This window comes from Pseudomonas sp. B3G-3 (assembly GCF_028640915.1).
Taxonomy (GTDB): domain Bacteria; phylum Pseudomonadota; class Gammaproteobacteria; order Pseudomonadales; family Pseudomonadaceae; genus Aquipseudomonas; species Aquipseudomonas chlororaphis_I.
This window is the reverse complement of the sequence record NZ_JAQZAB010000115.1, coordinates 41,857-58,814: the sequence shown is the minus strand read 5'-3', so window position 1 is coordinate 58,814 and position 16,958 is coordinate 41,857. Positions and strand designations below refer to the sequence as shown.

General features: G+C 64.3%; 14 protein-coding genes. 3 read left to right on the top strand and 11 right to left on the bottom strand.

Features of this window, described 5'->3' with window-relative positions:
* Window positions 1-4 precede the first annotated feature (4 nt).
* Complete coding sequence (locus PVZ80_RS20425; protein WP_041985754.1) at window positions 5-3,070, top strand: efflux RND transporter permease subunit; 3,066 nt, start codon at window positions 5-7, stop codon at window positions 3,068-3,070.
* Window positions 3,071-3,194: 124 nt separating this feature from the next.
* Here PVZ80_RS20425 and PVZ80_RS20420 read toward each other — a convergent pair whose 3' ends face one another.
* The 3 genes from PVZ80_RS20420 to plsB are packed head-to-tail and all read right to left on the bottom strand — an operon-like array spanning window position 3,195 to window position 6,867.
* Window positions 3,195-3,884: a DUF4197 domain-containing protein gene (locus tag PVZ80_RS20420; RefSeq protein WP_009047196.1), complete on the bottom strand. Its 690-nt coding sequence runs from the start codon at window positions 3,882-3,884 to the stop codon at window positions 3,195-3,197.
* Between the two features lie 27 nt (window positions 3,885-3,911).
* Entirely contained in the window at window positions 3,912-4,310 is a 399-nt protein-coding gene (locus PVZ80_RS20415) for a YbaY family lipoprotein (protein ID WP_273864473.1), read from the bottom strand.
* A gap of 52 nt (window positions 4,311-4,362) precedes the next feature.
* Window positions 4,363-6,867, bottom strand: a complete 2,505-nt coding sequence (gene plsB, locus PVZ80_RS20410; RefSeq protein WP_273864472.1) for a glycerol-3-phosphate 1-O-acyltransferase PlsB — start codon at window positions 6,865-6,867, stop codon at window positions 4,363-4,365.
* Between the two features lie 244 nt (window positions 6,868-7,111).
* Between plsB and PVZ80_RS20405 the strand changes: the two genes are divergently transcribed.
* Complete coding sequence (locus tag PVZ80_RS20405; protein ID WP_007927922.1) at window positions 7,112-7,321, top strand: cold-shock protein; 210 nt, start codon at window positions 7,112-7,114, stop codon at window positions 7,319-7,321.
* Window positions 7,322-7,415: 94 nt separating this feature from the next.
* Here PVZ80_RS20405 and PVZ80_RS20400 read toward each other — a convergent pair whose 3' ends face one another.
* The 4 genes from PVZ80_RS20400 to PVZ80_RS20385 form a co-directional block, all read right to left on the bottom strand.
* A complete protein-coding gene (locus PVZ80_RS20400; protein ID WP_007927921.1) occupies window positions 7,416-7,793 on the bottom strand; it encodes a hypothetical protein in 378 nt (125 codons plus the stop codon).
* A gap of 83 nt (window positions 7,794-7,876) precedes the next feature.
* Window positions 7,877-8,686, bottom strand: coding sequence for a putative RNA methyltransferase (locus PVZ80_RS20395; RefSeq protein ID WP_038630709.1), 810 nt, complete (start codon window positions 8,684-8,686; stop codon window positions 7,877-7,879).
* Entirely contained in the window at window positions 8,686-9,837 is a 1,152-nt protein-coding gene (gene dapE, locus PVZ80_RS20390; RefSeq protein ID WP_053268449.1) for a succinyl-diaminopimelate desuccinylase, read from the bottom strand. Before dapE ends, PVZ80_RS20395 begins: the two co-directional genes overlap by 1 nt.
* A 233-nt stretch (window positions 9,838-10,070) precedes the next feature.
* Window positions 10,071-12,665, bottom strand: coding sequence for a glycosyltransferase (locus tag PVZ80_RS20385; RefSeq protein WP_053268333.1), 2,595 nt, complete (start codon window positions 12,663-12,665; stop codon window positions 10,071-10,073).
* A 263-nt stretch (window positions 12,666-12,928) separates the two neighbouring features.
* On the opposite strand from PVZ80_RS20385, the gene tcdA reads away from it, so the two are divergent.
* The gene (gene tcdA, locus PVZ80_RS20380) at window positions 12,929-13,744 is read left to right on the top strand and encodes a tRNA cyclic N6-threonylcarbamoyladenosine(37) synthase TcdA (protein ID WP_162098622.1); all 816 of its coding nucleotides are present in this window, start codon (window positions 12,929-12,931) and stop codon (window positions 13,742-13,744) included.
* 99 nt (window positions 13,745-13,843) lie between these two features.
* Here the strand turns inward: tcdA and PVZ80_RS20375 are convergent, their stop codons facing one another.
* The 4 genes from PVZ80_RS20375 to PVZ80_RS20360 all read right to left on the bottom strand — a co-directional run bounded on the left by PVZ80_RS20375 (window position 13,844) and on the right by PVZ80_RS20360 (window position 16,904).
* Window positions 13,844-14,248 carry a SufE family protein gene (locus PVZ80_RS20375; protein WP_009047204.1) on the bottom strand — a complete coding sequence of 135 codons (405 nt, stop codon included), beginning with the start codon at window positions 14,246-14,248 and terminating at the stop codon, window positions 13,844-13,846.
* On the bottom strand, window positions 14,245-15,450 hold the full coding sequence (locus PVZ80_RS20370) for an aminotransferase class V-fold PLP-dependent enzyme (protein WP_028681756.1): 1,206 nt from the start codon (window positions 15,448-15,450) through the stop codon (window positions 14,245-14,247). Before PVZ80_RS20370 ends, PVZ80_RS20375 begins: the two co-directional genes overlap by 4 nt.
* A gap of 76 nt (window positions 15,451-15,526) precedes the next feature.
* Entirely contained in the window at window positions 15,527-16,561 is a 1,035-nt protein-coding gene (dapD, locus tag PVZ80_RS20365) for a 2,3,4,5-tetrahydropyridine-2,6-dicarboxylate N-succinyltransferase (RefSeq protein ID WP_009047206.1), read from the bottom strand.
* A 34-nt stretch (window positions 16,562-16,595) separates the two neighbouring features.
* On the bottom strand, window positions 16,596-16,904 hold the full coding sequence (locus PVZ80_RS20360) for an arsenate reductase (RefSeq protein WP_231999350.1): 309 nt from the start codon (window positions 16,902-16,904) through the stop codon (window positions 16,596-16,598).
* Window positions 16,905-16,958 lie beyond the last annotated feature (54 nt).

The window sequence follows — 16,958 nt, the reverse complement described above, 5'->3', positions numbered from 1 at the left end:
CCCGATGGGTTTCAATCTTTCCGAATGGGCGTTGCGCAACCGCCAGATCGTACTGTTCCTGATGCTGTTGCTGGCCATTGTCGGGGCGTTGTCCTACACCAAGCTGGGCCAGAGCGAAGACCCACCCTTCACCTTCAAGGCCATGGTGATCCGCACCAACTGGCCGGGCGCCACGGCCCAGGAGGTTTCCCGGCAGGTCACCGAGCGCATTGAAAAGAAACTGATGGAAACCGGCGAGTACGAGCGCATCGTCTCGTTTTCCCGCCCGGGCGAGTCCCAGGTGACCTTCATGGCGCGCGACTCGATGCACTCGAACCAGATCCCCGAGCTCTGGTATCAGGTGCGCAAGAAGATCAGCGATATCCGCCATACCTTGCCGCCGGGTATCCAGGGCCCGTTCTTCAACGACGAGTTCGGCACCACCTTCGGCAATATCTACGCGCTGACCGGCGACGGTTTCGACTACGCGGTGCTCAAGGATTACGCCGACCGCATCCAGATCCAGCTGCAGCGGGTCAAGGACGTGGGCAAGGTCGAGCTGCTGGGCCTGCAGGACGAGAAAGTCTGGATCGAACTGTCGAACGTCAAGCTGGCGACCCTCGGTCTACCGCTGGCAGCGGTGCAGCAGGCCCTGGAGGAGCAGAACGCGGTGTCCACCGCCGGTTTCTTCGAGACCAGCAGCGAGCGCCTGCAACTGCGGGTGTCCGGTAATTTCCAGAGCGTCGAGCAGATCAGCAATTTCCCGATCCGGGTGGCCGACCGCACCTTCCGGATCGGCGATGTGGCGGACGTGCGCCGCGGCTTCAACGATCCACCGGCACCGCGCATGCGCTTCATGGGCCAGGATGCGATCGGCCTGGCCGTGGCGATGAAGGACGGCGGCGACATCCTGGTGCTGGGCAAGGCGCTGGAGCTGGAGTTCGCCCGGATCCAGAAAACCCTTCCCGCCGGCATGGAGCTGCGCAAGGTCTCCGACCAGCCGGCCGCGGTGAAGACCGGTGTCGGCGAGTTCGTCCAGGTGCTGGTGGAAGCCCTGGCGATCGTGCTGCTGGTGAGCTTCTTTTCCCTGGGCGTGCGCACCGGCATGGTGGTGGCCCTGGCGATTCCGCTGGTGCTGGCGATGACCTTCGCCACCATGTATTACCTGGGGATCGGCCTGCACAAGATCTCCCTCGGCGCGCTGGTATTGGCCCTTGGCCTGCTGGTGGACGACGCGATCATCGCGGTGGAGATGATGGCGATCAAGATGGAGCAGGGCTACGACCGGCTCAAGGCCGCCAGCTACGCCTGGACCAGCACCGCGTTCCCGATGCTCACCGGTACCCTGATCACCGCCGCGGGTTTCCTGCCGATTGCCACGGCGCAGTCGGGCACCGGCGAATACACCCGTTCGATCTTCCAGGTGGTGACCATCGCCCTGCTGGCTTCGTGGATCGCCGCGGTGGTGTTCGTGCCCTATCTGGGCGAGAAGTTGCTGCCGGACCTGGCCAAGCTGCATGCGGCCAAGCACGGCAACGGTGACGGCCAGCCCGATCCGTACGGCACGCCGTTCTATCAGCGGGTGCGGCGGATGGTTGAATGGTGCGTGCGCCGGCGCAAGACCGTGATCGCCCTGACCGTGCTGCTGTTCATTGCCTCGGTGATGCTGTTCCGCTTCGTGCCGCAGCAGTTCTTCCCGGCTTCTGGGCGGCTGGAGCTGATGGTCGACCTGAAGCTGGCCGAAGGCGCGTCCCTGAGCAACACCGCCGATCAGGTCAAGCGCCTGGAGGCGATGCTCAAGGAGCACGCCGGCATCGATAACTACGTGGCTTACGTCGGCACCGGTTCGCCGCGTTTCTACCTGCCCCTGGACCAGCAACTGCCGGCGGCGAGTTTTGCCCAGTTCGTGGTGCTGGCCAAGACCATCGAGGAGCGGGAAAGCCTGCGCAGCTGGCTGATCGAAACCCTCGACGAACAGTTCCCGACCCTGCGTTCGCGGGTCACCCGCCTGGAGAACGGCCCGCCCGTGGGTTACCCGGTGCAGTTCCGCGTCACCGGCGAGCACATCGAAGAAGTGCGGGCCCTGGCGCGCAAGGTGGCGGCCAAGGTGCGCGAGAACCCCCATGTGACCAACGTGCACCTGGACTGGGAAGAGCCGAGCAAGGTGGTCTACCTCAATATCGATCAGGACCGTGCGCGGGCCCTGGGCGTGAGCACGGCCAACCTGGCGAAATTCCTGCAAAGCTCGCTCACCGGCTCCAGCGTCAGCCAGTACCGCGAAGACAACGAGTTGATCGAGATCCTGCTGCGCGGGACCCTGCATGAACGTACCGAGCTGTCGCTGCTGTCGAGCCTGGCGGTGCCCACCGACAACGGCAAGAGCGTGGCGCTGTCGCAGGTCGCGACCCTGGAATACGGCTTCGAGGAAGGCATCATCTGGCACCGCAACCGTCTGCCGAACGTCACCGTGCGTGCCGACATCTATGGCAAGGAACAACCGGCGACCCTGGTGCAGCAGATCCTGCCGACCCTCGAGCCGATCCGCGCCGAATTGCCGGACGGTTACCTGCTGGACGTCGGCGGCACCGTGGAAGACTCGGCCCGCGGGCAGAACTCGGTGAAGGCCGGCGTGCCGCTGTTCATCGTGGTGGTGCTGACCCTGCTGATGCTGCAACTGCGCAGCTTCTCGCGCACGGCGATGGTGTTCCTCACCGCGCCGCTGGGGCTGATCGGCGTGACCCTGTTCCTGATGGTGTTCCGCCAGCCGTTCGGCTTCGTGGCCATGCTGGGGACCATCGCGCTGTCGGGGATGATCATGCGCAACTCGGTGATCCTGGTGGATCAGATCGAGCAGGACATCGCCGCCGGGCTCAAGCCGTGGCAGGCAATCATCGAAGCGACGGTAAGGCGCTTCCGGCCGATCGTGCTGACCGCGCTGGCGGCGGTGCTGGCGATGATCCCGCTGTCACGCAGCGTGTTCTTCGGGCCGATGGCGGTGGCGATCATGGGTGGGCTGATTGTGGCGACGGCGCTGACCCTGCTGTTCTTGCCGGCGCTGTATGCGGCGTGGTTCAGGGTCAAGAAAACCTGATTTATTTCTGTAGGAGCGAGCTTGCTCGCGATGGACTCAATAGCACCGCAGTGCATCAGGTGCCCCGCGTCATCCTTGATATCCATCGCGAGCAAGCTCGCTCCTACAGGGGGTCGGGTAGGGGTTAGAGGGTACCGAACACCTTCTTCGCCAGGCTGGTGGCCGCTGCCGCCGGGTTCTCGCGAATGGTCGCTTCCTGCTTGCCGATCATCTCGAACAGGCCGTTGAGCGCCTGTTCGGTCACGTAGCCTTCGATATTCGCGTTCTTCGCATCCAGCACGCCGAGGGTGGCGGCCTGGCCGGCGAAGGCGTTGTACTGCTTGGCCAGGCCCACCTGGTCGGTGGCCTGCTTGACGATCGGCAGGAACTTCACGCGGATCTGCTCGCGGCTGGTCTTGCTCAGGTACTGGGTGGCGGAATCCTTGCCGCCGCTGAGAATGCCCTTGGCGTCCTCCACGCTCATCTTCTTCACCGCATCCACCAGCAGCGCCTGGGCCTGCGGCACAGCGGCCTCGGCGGCCTTGTTCATGCTGCTCTCGAGTTCTTCGACCTGGGCGCCCATGCCGAACTGCTTCATTTTCTTCGCCACTTTGCCGAGGTTGCCCGGCAACTCGATGCGCACGTCCGGGTTATTGCTGAAACCGCCGGCGGTGCCCAGCTGTTTGACCGCGACCTGGGCTCCCTGGGTCAGGGCGTCCTTGAGGCCGCCGGTGGCATCTTGCTGCGACAGGTCGCCGAGGGACAGCGCCAGGGCACTGGCGGAGATCAACAGGCCGGCGCACAGGCTGGTGAAGCGAAGGGAAGAACGGAGCATGGCAGCTTCCTTGTTCAAGAAAAGGGATTAACGAGCCGCGTCGACGCGGATTTTCAGCGGTTGCGGGTCGCTGCCGTCGAGTTTCACCCCGTTGTGCTCGGTGGTGACGAACAGCAGTTTGCCGGCCAGCTCGATCCGCGCGCGGACCGAATAACGGTGCCCGGGTTTGACCTGGGCCGGGTCGTAGCTGAGGTGGAAGGGCAGCGGCACCTGGCCTTTGACCGGGCCTTTCTGTTCGGCCAGCACCACCGCGGGGGCGTCGGCCAGCGACACGTCCTGCAGGCTGACGCTGAGGGTGGCGGCTGGCGGCAGGGCGATGCGTTGCAGGTAGAAGACTTCGCCGTCGAGGCTGGCGTTGCTGGCAGGTTGCATGCTGTTACAAGCCCCGAGCAGGGTGGTAAGGGCGAGCAGGGTGAGCTTTTTCATGATGGATCTCCGTATCGGGAGGCGCCAGAAACCGCCTGGCGCCGATAAGAATCTAGTCGCTTTGTTGCGGGGCGGCGACCTGCTCGGCGGCATCTTCGCTGCGGTGCAGGGCCACCTGGCGGATCGACAGGCGAATCTCCGCCGGCAGCACGCGCTTGGCGGCGCCTTCGGCCAGTTCGCCGAGCAATTCGTGGTAGCTCAGCTTGCCGGCTTCGTCGCGGCGCAGCACGTCCTGCTCCAGCAAGGTCTGGATGAAGTGGCGGAACAGGCTCTTGTCGAAGAACTCCGGGGCATTCAGGCCATGCAGGATCGACAGGCGCTGGGCCATGACCGTGCACAGGTCTTCCAGTTCTTCGGCGCTGATGCTGCGCTGGCCGCTGTTGAGCAGCAGCGAGATGGCCATGTAGAAGCGCTGCAGGGTCTGGGCGATGCTCTTGGACAGCAGGGTCAGCAGCACGAAGTGCCGCGAACTCGGCGCCGGACGCAGGTACAGGTCCTTCTCGAAGCGCAGCAGGCCTTGCTCGACGAAGGCTTCCAGCCACTGGTCGATCACCCCGTCCAGCTCGTCCAGGGGCCAGCGGATGAACAGCTCCGACTGCAGGTAGGGATACAGCGCCCGGGTGTAGCGCAGGATCTGTTCGCGGCTCATGCGCGACGAACTCTGGAAGAAGCTCGCCAGCAACGCCGGCAGGGCGAAGATGTGCAGCACGTTGTTGCGGTAGTAGGTCATCAGGACGGCGTTCTGCTCGTCCAGGTAGAGGATCTTGCCCAGGGCATCGCTCTGCTCGGACAGCAGGTCCATGTCCTTCACATGTTCGATCAAGGCCCGGCCGTCGCCTTCCGGCAGGGTGGTGTGGGGCGAGTAGGGGACTTTGCGCAGCAGCGCCAGGTACAGGTCCAGGACCCGGGCCATGGCACGGTCGTCGAGGGCCAGGCGGCTGGTGGAGAGCAACGCCAGTGCCACCAGGTTGACCGGGTTGATCGCCGCCGCTTCGTTCAGGTGCTGGGCGACTTTTTCACCCAGGCGGTTGGTGGTTTCATTGAGCCAGGCCGGCTTGAACTGCGGGCCCAGCTCCTGGGCGCGCCAGCCCGGCTGTTCCTGATCGAGAAACTCGGCCAGCTTGATCGGCTCGCCGAAGTTCACCGCCACCTGGCCGAAGCGCTGCTTGAGGGCGCCGATGACCTTGAAGATGTCGAAGATCGACTCTTTCTTCTTGCTCGCGCCGCGCAGTTCGCCCAGGTAGGTGCGGCCTTCCAGCACGCGCTCGTAGCCGATGTACACCGGCACGAAGACGATCGGCATGCGTGAGGAGCGCAGGAAGCTGCGCAGGGTGATGGCCAGCATCCCGGTTTTCGGTTGCAGCATGCGCCCGGTGCGCGAGCGCCCGCCTTCGACGAAGTACTCCACCGGGAAACCCTTGGTGAACAGGGTGTGCAGGTATTCGTTGAACACTGAGGTGTAGAGCGGGTTGCCCTTGAAGGTGCGGCGCATGAAGAACGCGCCACCCCTGCGCAGCAGGCTGCCGATCACCGGCATGTTCAGGTTGATCCCGGCGGCGATGTGCGGCGGGGTCAGGCCGTTGCGGAACAGCAGGTAGGACAGCAGCAGGTAGTCGATATGGCTGCGGTGGCAGGGCACATAGATCACTTCGTGACCGGGGGCGACTTTCTGCACGCTTTCGATGTGGTTGACCTTGATCCCGTCGTAGATCTTGTTCCAGAACCAGCTCAGCACCACTTCGAGGAAGCGGATCGCGGTGAAGGTGTAGTCCGAGGCGATCTCGTTGCCATAGCGCAGGGCCACGGCCTTGGCTTTTTCCGGGGAGATCTTTTCCCGTTCGGCTTCGTCGAGGATCGCCTGCCTGACCAGCGGCTGGTTCAGCAGGCCCTTGACCAGGTTGCGGCGGTGGGAAATGTCCGGGCCGATCACCGCGGCCTTCAGGTTGCGGAAATGCACCCGCAGGATGCGCTGGGCCATGCGCACGGTGCGCTCGTGGCCCTTGTTGTGCTCGATCAGCTCGCGCAGGTGGATCGGCGCGGAGAATTGCACCCGGGTCTTGCGGCCCAAAATCATGATGCTCAGCAGCCGGCGCAGGCGCCCGGTGACCGCCCAGCTGTCGGCGAACAGCAGTTTCCACGGGCTCGATTCGCTGTCTGGCGACTGGCCCCAGAACACGCTGACCGGAATGATCTGCGCGTCTTCGGCGGCATTCTGGCTCAGGGCGCTGACCAGGCGGGTCAGGGTCGGTGGCGCACCGCGTTTGTCCTGGCGACCGAGCCAGTCCGGGGCCGGGGTCAGGTAGAAGAATGCGGCGGGTTCCAGCAGGTTGCCCACCGAGACCGGCAGCACCGGGCGCGGCAGCCCGGCCTTGGTGCACTCGGTATCGACCACGGCGAGGTCGGTGAGCGAAGGGTTTTGCAGGACGTAGAACACCGGGCGACTGCGGTCGAGGTTGAGGGTGAAGGACGACTGGTTGATCGTCTCCGAGCGAACCCAGAGGTACAACAGTCGGCGCAAGGTGCCAAACACAAGACGGCGGAACGGGGAGCGGGTCATACGGCTTCTGCTTTAGTGGAAAAAACCGAGCAGTTGCTCGGGGCGGCTAGTGTGCCGGATTCACCGAAAATCGGCAAAAAAGCGGCAAACAAGATTGAGTTGAGAGTTTTTGTGCCTGTCATATACTCGCCCGACTGACGCCTGGGCATGTGGGCCCCATCAATAGAAACCCAGGTCCAGGCGAAAGTTCTCACGGCTTCGTTTCAGTAAGCCGACTGATAATAAAAAGACGGAGGATGGATTGATGGCAACTCGCGAGACCGGCAGCGTGAAGTGGTTCAACGACGCCAAGGGCTACGGCTTCATTCAGCGTGAAGGTGGTGCCGATGTATTTGTCCACTACCGTGCTATTCGTGGTGAAGGCCACCGCTCGCTGACCGAAGGGCAGCAGGTTGAATACGCCGTGGTAGAGGGGCAGAAGGGGTTGCAGGCTGAGGATGTAGTGGGCTTGTAAGCGTTGTGCCTTGTAGGAGCGAAGCTTGCTCGCGATAGCGTTGTGTCAGGTAAAACGCTATCGCGGGCAAGCCTCGCTCCTACAGTAATCGGAATCAGGCGGTACGCCAGGTAATCTCTTCTTCCCCGTCGGCGCTGATGCGAATCCAGCGGTCGGCCGATTCTTCACCTTCTTCCTCGACCCAGCTGCCCGGTGCGCAGCGCACTTCGACGTTCAGCGCGGCGAAGGCGGCGCGGGCGCAGGCGATGTCGTCGTCCCACGGCGTCTGGTCGCTTTCCAGGTACAGGCTGTTCCACTTGCCCACGGCTTTCGGCAGCCAGGTCACCGGCACGCTGCCGGCCTTGCATTTGTAGGTCTGGCCTTTCTGCACCCAGTCGCTGCACGGGCCCAGGGCTGCGCCGAGCCAGGCGGCGATAGCCTTGTGGTCGACGTCGGCGTCTTTCAGGTAAATCTCGATATCCGGTTGGCGCATGGATGTCCTCACTGCGGGTCTGAAAAATCCATTCGCGGATTTATTCGGCCTCGAGTCGCTGCTCGAGGCCGTGGATTGATGGGTTATTGCAGAACGAAGTAATCGTAGCGCATCGACACGCTGACCTCGAAGGGCTCGGCCTGCTCGATCACGCTGGCTCGGCGTTCGGCACTGGCGCGCCAGCCGTGGGGCGTCATGGCCAGCAGGTTGGCGCGATCCTGCGGATTACTCAACGTCAGCTTGAAGTCCAGGGTTTCACTGTGTTGCAGCGCCATGCCCGCGGGCACCAGCGCCAGGTGTTTGTCGTCGGTGTATTCGCGGACCTCGTCGTACAGGCGCTCGCGCAATTCCATCAGGTGACCGCTGGTCGGCCCGACCTTCATCAGGCCGCCGCCAGGGCTGAGCAGGCGCTTGGCTTCCTGCCAGTCCAGCGGGCTGAAGACACTGGCGAGGAACTGGCAGCTGGCATCGGCCAGGGGCACCCGGGCCATGCTGGCGATCAACCAGGTCAGCTGCGGGGCACGGCGACAGGCGCGCTTGACCGCTTCCCGGGAGATGTCCAGGGCATAACCGTCCGCCTGGGGCAGCGCTTGGGCAATCTGTGCGGTGTAGTAACCCTCGCCGCAACCGATATCGACCCAGTGCTGCGGGGCGCGCTCGGCGGCCAGTTCGGCCAGGCGCCTGGCCACCGGGGCGTAATGACCGGCATTGAGAAAGTCGCGGCGGGCTTCGACCATGGCCTGGTTGTCGCCCGGGTCGCGACTGTTCTTGTGCTGCACCGGCAGCAGGTTCAGGTAACCCTGGCGGGCGCGGTCGAAGCGGTGCCCGGCCGGGCACACGACACCGTTGTCGACGGCGCTCAGGGGCGCCGCGCAGATAGGGCAGGCAAGCATCAGGCGAGCAACTTGATCAGGGTCTGGTAGTAGATTTCGGTCAGCACGTCGAGATCGCTGGCCAGCACCCGCTCGTTGACCTGGTGGATGGTGGCGTTGACCGGGCCCAGCTCGACCACCTGGGTGCCGAGGGTGGCGATGAAGCGCCCGTCGGAGGTGCCGCCGCTGGTGGAAGCTTTGGTCTCGCGGCCGGTGACGTCCTTGATGCTGGCCGACACCGCGTCGAGCAGGGCGCCCGGCTCGGTGAGGAACGGCAGGCCCGACAACGCCCACTCCACATGCCAGTCCAGGCCGTGCTTGTCGAGGATGGTGGCCACGCGCTGTTGCAGGCCTTCAACCGTGGATTCGGTGGAGAAGCGGAAGTTGAACACTGCCACCAGCTCGCCGGGGATCACGTTGGTCGCGCCGGTGCCGGAATTCAGGTTGGAAATCTGGAAGCTGGTCGGCGGGAAGAAGGCATTGCCGTCGTCCCAATGCTCCGCAGCCAGTTCGGCCAGGGCCGGGGCGGCCAGGTGGATCGGGTTCTTGGCCAGGTGCGGGTAGGCCACGTGGCCCTGCACGCCGCGCACCGTGAGCTTGGCGCCGAGGGAGCCGCGACGGCCGTTCTTGACCACGTCACCGACCAGGCTGGTGCTCGACGGCTCACCGACGATGCACCAGTCCAGGCGTTCCTTGCGCGCCGCCAGGCGCTCGACCACGGCCTTGGTGCCGTGGTGCGCCGGGCCTTCTTCGTCGCTGGTGATCAGGAACGCCACCGAGCCTTTGTGGTCCGGGTAGTCGGCGACGAAACGCTCGGTCGCCACCAGCATCGCCGCCAGGCTGCCTTTCATGTCCGCCGCGCCGCGCCCGCAGAGCATGCCGTGCTCGTCGATCAACGCGTCGAACGGGTCGTTCTGCCAGGCCTGGACCGGGCCGGTGGGCACCACGTCGGTGTGGCCGGCGAAACACAGCACCGGGCCTTCGTGCTTGCCGTGGGTGGCCCAGAAGTTATCCACATCCTCGATGCGCATCGGCTCCAGCTTGAAGCCGGCATCGCCCAGGCGCTGCATCATCAGCTTCTGGCAGTCGGCGTCGACCGGCGTCACCGACGGGCGGCGGATCAGGTCACAGGCGAGTTGCAGGGTCGGCGAAAGGTCGGCGTGGGCCGTCATGGGGAAACTCCGAAGCAGGGGCAAGGTCAGGCGCTGCTCTTTCTCCGTAGGAGCGAGCTTGCTCGCGATGGACGCAAGAGCGGCGCAGTGCATCAGGGGCTGCGCGTTATTCTTGATATCCATCGCGAGCAAGCTCGCTCCTACAGAGGCGGCGGCGGGCAAGGCGCGCAAAATGGCGGATATCTTAAAGCAAAACGGCGGCCAGAGGCCGCCGTTTAGTGCTTTGCCGCGATTTATGCCGCCGCCACCGGCGCGCTTTCGGCAACGGGTTTTGGCAGCGACGACAGGAAGGCCATGACCAGCGCCGCCACATACGGCAGCGACTGCACCAGCAGCATGGTCACCCAGAAGCGCATGTCGTTGCTCGGCAGGCCGCCTTGCACCAGGTAGATACCCAGCGCCGCGCCCCACAACAGCAGCATGATGAACAGCTCTTCCCGGGCTTCCGAGATCGCCACCCAGAAACCGTGGTTGTCGGCATTCTTCGGTGTGCGGAAGAACGGAATGCTGCTGGTGAAGAAGCCGTACAGCACCGCCTTGGCAATGGTGTGGGACAACGCCAGGCCCGCCACGGCCGCGCAGAACGCATCCTTGAGGTTGACCCCGACCGCCCGGCGGTAGAGGAAGATGATCTTGCCGACCTTGAACACGAACAGCGCCAGGGGCGGGATCGCGAAGATCAGCAACGGCGGATCGACGCGCTGCGGCACGATGATCATCGCCGCCGACCACAACAGGGCGCCGAGGGTGAAGAAGATGTTCATGCCGTCCGCCACCCACGGCAGCCAGCCCGCGAGGAAGTGATAGCGCTGGCCACGGGTCAGCTCGGTGTCCTTGCCGCGCAGCAGGCTGGCAGTGTGGCGCTTGATGATCTGGATCGCCCCATAGGCCCAGCGGAAACGCTGTTTCTTGAAGTCGATGAAGGTATCCGGCATCAGGCCCTTGCCGTAGCTTTCGTGGTAGTACGCCGCCGACAGGCCTTTTTCGAACACCCGCAGGCCCAGCTCGGCGTCTTCGCAGATGCACCAGTCGGCCCAGCCCAGTTCTTCCAGGACCGAACGGCGGGTCATGGTCATGGTGCCGTGCTGGATGATCGCGTCACGGTCGTTGCGGGTAACCATGCCGATATGGAAAAAGCCCTTGTATTCCGCGTAGCAGAGCTTCTTGAAGGTGCTTTCGTTCTGGTCGCGGTAGTCCTGTGGCGATTGCACCACGGCGATTTTCGGGTCGGCGAAGTGCGGCACCATGTGCTTGAGCCAGTTACGGTCGACGCAGTAGTCCGAGTCGATCACCGCGATCACTTCGGCGTCCTTGGCGGTGTGCGGGATCAGGTAGTTCAGCGCGCCGCCCTTGAAGCCGGCCAGGGGCGCGACGTGGAAGAACTTGAAGCGCGGGCCGAGGGTCTCGCAATAGGCCTGCACCGGCTCCCAGACCGCCGGGTCCTTGGTGTTGTTGTCGATGATCAGGACTTCGAAGTCCGGATAGTCGAGGTTGGCCAGGGCATTGAGGGTCTGTTTGACCATCTCCGGCGGCTCGTTGTAGCACGGCACATGGATCGAGACTTTCGGCCGGTAACTGGAGTCGCCTTCGACCGGCAGGAACTCGCGCCGGCGCTTGTGCACCCAGACCGCCTCGGCCAATTCATGGGCCTCGGTGAGCAACACGATGAACACCCCGAGCGCACCCAGGGCGAGCAGGAAGCCCACCGTCAGGCTGAACCAGGTGCTGTATTGCTGGCTGTAGTCGTAGCCGATCCACACCAGCACCGAACCGCAGAGGAAGGCGATAAAGGTCAGGAAGGTCCGGCCGCGCTGGCGCAGGGCCGAGCCGTCGATCATCAGCAGGGTCAGGGACAGCAGCGCCAGGACCACCGAGCCGATGGCCAGCACGCGCCACTGCGGGATCGCCACCACCGGGCCTTCGAAGTTGAACTTCTGCTGGCGCGCGGCGTTGAACACGCCCCAGTAGGCGCCCACCGAACCTTCGTCGCTGGCCTTCCACGGCTGGTCGAAGGCTTCGATCACGAAGTAGTTGTAGCCCTGGCGGTTGAGCTTGTTGACCAGGTTACGCAGGTAGATCGCCTGATCCGCCGGGCTGGCGTCGGCGCCGCCACGCATGCGGCCGTTGCTCGGCCAGCCCACCTCGGACAGCAGCAGCGGTTTTTTCGGGAACATCTTTTTCAGGTCACGGGCGCGGTCGAGGACGAACTGCCCGGCCTTGTCCATCGGGATGAATTCCCAGTAGGGCAGGACGTGGGCGGCGATCAGGTCGACGTGCTGGGCCAGTTCCGGGTGTTCTTCCCAGACGTGCCACTGCTCGGAGGTGGTGACTGGCACCTTGACGGCAGCGCGCACGCGATCGAGCAGGACGCTCAACTGGTCGGCGGTGATTTCCTTGCGGAAGATCGCTTCGTTACCGACCACCACGCGCACCACACTGCGCGAGTTGTTGGCGATGTCGATGGCGCGGGTGATTTCACGCTCGTTGCGTTCCAGGTCCGGGCTGATCCAGATCCCCAGGGTCACGCGCAGGCCGAACTCTTCCGCCAGCTTGGGGATGTTCTCCAGCGTGCCGTCGACCGAGTAGGTGCGAATGTTGTCGGTCAGCTTGCTCATGATCTCCAGGTCGCGACGCATTTCATCGTCGGTCGGGAACTGGTCTTTCTGCGGGAACTGGCCCAGCTGGAAAGGCGAGTAGGAAAAGCCGGAGATTTGTGCAGGCCAATTGGGGGCGGAAACCGGGCGGTTGACCAGTGCCCAGAAGCCGGTGAACAGGGCGGCGATTGCCAGAACCACCACCAGGTTGAGTCCAAATTTACGCGATGACATAGCTATTTCGGGTTCCAAAGGGTGTGGAACGGGGGAACGGTCGGCATGCGCCAAGCGGCGCGCATCCTACACTGGCCTTCGGCTGAGCGTACAGCGCACAGGAGAAGGCCGCAGGTTGGGCAATCCAACTCGATTTAAGTTCTCGGCGCCGGAATTTTCAGATTGTTCCCTCATTAAAGCAGCCCTGACTGCCATTCATAGGGCAAAGATGCTCTTGGCGGACATCGGCCCTATAATGCGCGCCGGTTTTTGGGGTAATGGTCATGAGTACAGAAGATCCGCGGTTTGCTGGCGTCGCCCGTTTGTATGGCATCGAGGGGCTGGAACGCTTGCGCGCCGCCCATGTGGCGATCGTCGGGGTCGGTGGCGTCGGTTCCTGGGCGGCGGAAGCCATCGCCCGTTGTGGCGTGGGCGAGATCTCGCTGTTCGACCTGGACGACGTCTGCGTCAGCAACAGCAATCGGCAGCTGCACGCCCTCGACAGCACGGTCGGCAAGGCCAAGGTCGAGGTCATGGCCGAGCGCCTGCGCGGGATCAATCCGGCTTGCACCGTGCATGCGGTGGCGGACTTCGTCACCCGCGAGACCATGGCCGAGTACATCACGCCGAACATCGACTGCGTGATCGACTGCATCGACAGCGTCAACGCCAAGGCGGCGCTGATCGCCTGGTGCAAGCGGCGCAAGATCCAGATCATCACCACCGGCGGCGCGGGCGGGCAGATCGACCCGACGCTGATCCAGGTCTGTGACCTGAACCGCACCTTCAACGACCCGCTGGCCTCGAAAGTGCGCTCGACCCTGCGTCGCGACTACGGTTTTTCCCGCACCGTGACCCGTCACTACAGCGTGCCTTGCGTGTTTTCCACCGAGCAACTGCGCTACCCGAAACCGGACGGCAGCATCTGCCTGCAGAAGAGCTTTGTCGGCGATGGCGTGAAACTCGACTGCGCCGGCGGTTTTGGCGCGGTGATGATGGTCACCGCGACCTTCGGCATGGTCGCGGCGACCAAGGCGGTGGACAAGCTGGTGGCTGGCGTGCGGCGCCCGGCGGACCGGGTCAAGCCCGCGGCCGTTTGACTCTGTAGGAGCGGCCGGTCGACGCTCGATTGCCCGCGAAATGCGGTGTGTCAGATAGACCGCTATCGCGGGCAAGCCTCGCTCCTACAGGGATGGGCGTCAGGCTGAGAGCTCGCGCATCCGCTGCAATACCGCATTCAGCCCATTGCTGCGCGACGGTGACAGCTGGCGCGACAGGCCCAGCTGATTGAACCAGTCCGGCAAATCCACCCGTTGCAGCTCCTCGGCGGACAGACCGTTGACCCGCGCCAACAGCAGGGCCACCAGGCCACGGATCAGGCGCGCATCGCTGCTGGCGGCGAACTGCCAGTGACCGTCCTGCAAGGTGCCCACCAGCCAGACCTGGCTTTCACAGCCATGCACCCGATTGGCCTCGACCTTGTCGGCTTCAGCCAGCGGCGCCAGGCGTTCGCCCCATTGCATCAGCAAGCGTGCGCGCTGTTCCCAGCCGGGGGCGCCCTGGAAACTGTCGAGGGCGGCCAGGGCTTCGGCGGGCAGGCTCATCGCAACAGCTCCAGGGCCTGATCGAGGGCCTCGAAGAAGCGCTCCAAGTCCTCGGAGTCGTTGTACAGCGCCAGGGACACGCGGATCGCCCCGGCCAGGCCGAAGCTTTTCAGCAGCGGCATGGCGCAGTGATGCCCGGCACGCACGGCGATGCCCTGTTCGGTCAGCAGGTGAGCCAGGTCGGCGTTGTGCACGCCATCGACCACGAAACTGACCAGCGCCAGCTGCGGCTTGCCCAGCAGGCGCAGGCCTTTGCGGGCCAGCAGGCCATGCAGCAGGTAGTCGTGCAGCGCGGCTTCATGGGCGTTGACGGCGTCCTGGTCGAGGCCGCTGAGGTAGTCCAGGGTCGCTCCCAGGCCGATCACACTGGCAATCGGCGGTGTACCGGCCTCGAAACCCAGTGGGGCGGGGCGGAAGCTGGCGTGCTGGTAGTCGGCCTGCTGGACCATCTCGCCGCCAAACTGCCAGTGACGCAGGCCTGGCAACGCCTCGTTGCGTCCGTAGAGCACGCCGACGCCGTCCGGACCGTAGAGCTTGTGGCTGGAGAACACATAGAAATCGCAGCCCAGCGCCTGCACATCGTGGCGGCCATGGACCACGCCCTGGGCGCCGTCAACCACGGTCAGGGCATGGTGCGCCTTGGCCAGGGCCAGCAGCTGCGGCAGGGGTTGCCAGGCACCGAGCACGTTGGACAGCTGGCTGACGGCCAGTAGCCGGGTGCGCGGACCGATCAGACGGGCCGCGGCGTCGAGATCGATCAGGCCGTCGTCGTCCAGCGGCAGGACCACCAGGTCGAGGCCGCGACGGTGTGCCAGTTGCTGCCAGGGCAGCAGGTTGGCGTGATGTTCCAGGGCGCTGATGACGATCTCGTCGCCCGGGTTGAACTGGTGTTCCAGGCCATAGGCCAGGAGATTCAGCGCGGAGGTCGCGCCGTGGGTGAAGATGATCTGCCCGCTGTCACTGGCATTCAGCCACTGCGCCACTTTGTGCCGGCTGTTCTCGAATGCCTGGGTGGCGTGAGCGCCGGGCAAGTGCTGCGCGCGATGCACGTTGGCCGCGCCATTGGCGTAGTAGTGCGCCAGGGCGTCCAGCAGGGCTTGGGGTTTTTGCGTGGTGGCGGCGTTGTCCAGGTAGGTCTGGTCCTGCCGTTGCAGGGCGGCGATGGCCGGGAAGTCGGCGCGCCAGGGGGAGGGTACAAGCATGGTGGCAGAACTCGTTTGAACAGGCCGGGCGCCGATGATAAGCGCCCGGCCGGTTTCAGTGGAACCGAATCGCTGCTTAGTTGTGAGCGTGCAGCGCTTCGTTCAGCTCGATGGCCGATTTGTGGGTCTTGCACTCCACGGCACCGGTCTCCGAATTGCGGCGGAACAGCAGGTCAGGCTGGCCGGCCAGTTCGCGGGCCTTGAGCACCTTGACCAGCTGGTTGTTCTCGTCCAGCAGCGCCACCTTGGTCCCGGCAGTCACGTACAGGCCCGATTCCACGGTGTTGCGGTCGCCCAGCGGGATACCGATGCCGGCGTTGGCGCCGATCAGGCAGCCTTCGCCGACCTTGATCACGATGTTGCCGCCGCCCGACAGGGTGCCCATGGTCGAGCAGCCGCCGCCTAGGTCGGAACCCTTGCCGACGAATACGCCCGCGGAAACCCGGCCTTCGATCATGCCCGGGCCTTCGGTGCCGGCGTTGAAGTTGACGAAACCTTCGTGCATCACGGTGGTGCCTTCGCCGATGTAGGCGCCCAGGCGAATACGCGCGCTGTCAGCGATACGCACGCCGCTCGGTACCACGTAGTCGGTCATTTTCGGGAACTTGTCCACCGAGAACACTTCCAGCAGCTCGCCGCGCAGGCGCGCTTCCAGTTGACGCTCGGCCAGTTCGCCGAGGTCGACCGCGCCCTGGTTGGTCCAGGCCACGTTCGGCAGCAGCGGGAAGATCCCGGCCAGGTTCAGGCCGTGTGGCTTGACCAGGCGGTGGGACAGCAGGTGCAGCTTCAGGTAGGCCTCCGGGGTGGAGGTCAGCTGGGCGTCTTCGGCCAGCAGGGTGGCAACCAGCGGCTTGTGGCTCTCGGCCAGGCGGGTCAGCAGCGCGGCCTGGGTGGCGTCGATGCTTTTCAGGGCCTCGGCCAGTTGCGCGGCCTGGGCGGTGGTGAAGGTGATGGCCTGGTTGCCTTCGCTGTAGCCCAGTACCGGGGCGATGGCGGCAACGATTTCCGCGGATGGCTTGACCAGGGGCGCGGCGTAGAACACTTCCAGCCACGCGCCTTGACGGTTTTGAGTGCCGACACCAAAGGCCAGGCTGAACAGGGTAGTGGACATGCTGTTACCTCTTACAAAATTGAACGGGCAGGCGTTATTTGATTTCTGCCGCGTAGATATCGGGCTTGAAGCCAATCAGGGTTCGGTCACCGAGATCGAGCACCGGGCGCTTGATCATCGAGGGTTGTGCGAGCATCAGTTCGATCGCTTTCGCCTGGTCGAGATCGGCTTTGCGTTCGTCGTCGAGTTTGCGAAAGGTCGTGCCCGCACGGTTCAGCACCACCTGCCAGCCGTGCTCGTTGCACCACTGGGCCAGGTGTTCGCGGTCGATACCGACCGCTTTGTAGTCGTGGAAGTCATAGCTGACAGCGTGTTCATCGAGCCAGGTGCGCGCCTTTTTCATGGTGTCGCAGGCTTTGATGCCGAAAAGGTGCAACGTTTTGCTTGAAGCGGTCAA

What these genes read in the sequence shown, in the direction of transcription:
- PVZ80_RS20425 (WP_041985754.1), top strand. Translation starts at nt 5, where the DNA reads ATGGGTTTCAATCTTTCCGAATGGGCGTTGCGCAACCGCCAGATCGTA.
- PVZ80_RS20420 (WP_009047196.1), bottom strand. Translation starts at nt 3,884, where the DNA reads ATGCTCCGTTCTTCCCTTCGCTTCACCAGCCTGTGCGCCGGCCTGTTG.
- PVZ80_RS20415 (WP_273864473.1), bottom strand. Translation starts at nt 4,310, where the DNA reads ATGAAAAAGCTCACCCTGCTCGCCCTTACCACCCTGCTCGGGGCTTGT.
- plsB (WP_273864472.1), bottom strand. Translation starts at nt 6,867, where the DNA reads ATGACCCGCTCCCCGTTCCGCCGTCTTGTGTTTGGCACCTTGCGCCGA.
- PVZ80_RS20405 (WP_007927922.1), top strand. Translation starts at nt 7,112, where the DNA reads ATGGCAACTCGCGAGACCGGCAGCGTGAAGTGGTTCAACGACGCCAAG.
- PVZ80_RS20400 (WP_007927921.1), bottom strand. Translation starts at nt 7,793, where the DNA reads ATGCGCCAACCGGATATCGAGATTTACCTGAAAGACGCCGACGTCGAC.
- PVZ80_RS20395 (WP_038630709.1), bottom strand. Translation starts at nt 8,686, where the DNA reads ATGCTTGCCTGCCCTATCTGCGCGGCGCCCCTGAGCGCCGTCGACAAC.
- dapE (WP_053268449.1), bottom strand. Translation starts at nt 9,837, where the DNA reads ATGACGGCCCACGCCGACCTTTCGCCGACCCTGCAACTCGCCTGTGAC.
- PVZ80_RS20385 (WP_053268333.1), bottom strand. Translation starts at nt 12,665, where the DNA reads ATGTCATCGCGTAAATTTGGACTCAACCTGGTGGTGGTTCTGGCAATC.
- tcdA (WP_162098622.1), top strand. Translation starts at nt 12,929, where the DNA reads ATGAGTACAGAAGATCCGCGGTTTGCTGGCGTCGCCCGTTTGTATGGC.
- PVZ80_RS20375 (WP_009047204.1), bottom strand. Translation starts at nt 14,248, where the DNA reads ATGAGCCTGCCCGCCGAAGCCCTGGCCGCCCTCGACAGTTTCCAGGGC.
- PVZ80_RS20370 (WP_028681756.1), bottom strand. Translation starts at nt 15,450, where the DNA reads ATGCTTGTACCCTCCCCCTGGCGCGCCGACTTCCCGGCCATCGCCGCC.
- dapD (WP_009047206.1), bottom strand. Translation starts at nt 16,561, where the DNA reads ATGTCCACTACCCTGTTCAGCCTGGCCTTTGGTGTCGGCACTCAAAAC.
- PVZ80_RS20360 (WP_231999350.1), bottom strand. Translation starts at nt 16,904, where the DNA reads ATGAAAAAGGCGCGCACCTGGCTCGATGAACACGCTGTCAGCTATGAC.